Origin of the sequence: Endozoicomonas sp. ONNA1 (assembly GCF_024606325.1) — a bacterium.
Classification (GTDB): Bacteria; Pseudomonadota; Gammaproteobacteria; order Pseudomonadales; family Endozoicomonadaceae; genus Endozoicomonas_A.
The window spans coordinates 1-1,251 of record NZ_JAHHPN010000915.1 but is presented as its reverse complement, the minus strand read 5'-3'; the positions used below and the strand labels follow the sequence as shown (position 1 = coordinate 1,251).

The 1,251-nt window shown below is 55.0% G+C and carries 1 protein-coding gene; it reads right to left on the bottom strand.

Going from position 1 to position 1,251, the window contains the following annotated elements:
* Nucleotides 1-1,251 (bottom strand): hypothetical protein (locus tag KDK19_RS21560; RefSeq protein WP_257255329.1); only part of this gene is annotated, 1,251 nt, incomplete at both ends.

Below are 1,251 nucleotides of genomic sequence, written 5' to 3'. Positions count from 1 at the left end.
ATAGTCAGGATCAGGTCCCCACCCGCTTTTTGATAGTGCAGTTTCTGGCAGGGGTGGGTTACCACTTCCAGCTGGTCAGCCGTGCCTGTGGTATTTGACAAAAACCATTGGCCGCTGTTACCAGTGCCATCGTCAGCAAAGCGGTAAATGGCACTCTTCTCATCAATGACATACTGATGTCCGGGGACTGCTCGCTGTAAAAGTGCATAACCAGACTCTAGTTGTTTAAGGATGAACTCCTTGCCATCCAGAACACCGTCATCCAGTTCCAGGCTGTCTGGCCAGTCATTGGCATAGACGCGGTGTGGGTTCTGCCAGCTGCCTATCCTTACCAGGGGGTTCACACCGGATGCCATCATTTTTATGCCATCAGGCGATGGGAGACGTCGGTCAATGATCAGTTTATCAACGGCGTGGCAGTTCAGCGTCCGTATTTTTTCGGCTGGCTTGAGGGCCTGCGTTGCCAAAACAGGCTGGCCATCCCGGTAGAGGGTTAGAAAACCACGGTCATCTATTGTCATGGCCAGATGTTGGCGGGGGGAGGTGAAAAATGGTCTAACCCTGTCATGAAAGATCCTCTCGCCATCCGTTAGCCTGATCTCCAATCCCCTGTTTTTCAGGCTCAACCTGATGGCATCAGCGCCGTCAGCCCCGGCAAAATGAATGAGTGAGCCCCAGGCGCGGGAAGGCAAGCTCCGGTGAACCCAGCCCGCCAGTATAAAACTGCCGCCAGTGACCGGAGGGGGCATCAGGCGTGACAAACCGGCTGGACAACGAGGCTGGTCACCACTGTCAGTTGCGTCAGTGGCATTGTGCGGAGCCAGCGAACGCCAGCTGGCTGCCTGCAGATTGGTGAGACTGGCACCACCCAGGTGAACCCGGTTAAATGAAGAGGGGGCAAAAAATATCTTCACCGTCCCGGTTTTCTCTGCACTTTCCAGCGCACCCTCCAGCTCGAGACTGACCAGGTTACTACCGAGGCCGGGGTGTACGCTGGCGCCACTGCTTTTGATGTGGAAAATATCGTTTCCCGACTCACCAAACAGCCCGGCTCCCGGCTTGACTGTACCGGAGATGAAGAACAGGTCATCACCCGGCCCGCCCCGCACCGGTGCCGTAACATTGTCAAGCTGGTAAATGTTATCCAGCCGATTGTCTTCAGCCAGCCTCGAGTAATAGTAACTCCAAAGTTTTTCGCTGGTCAGCACATTAGTTCCATTGTTGGCCGGATCAACCGTTACCAGACGCCAG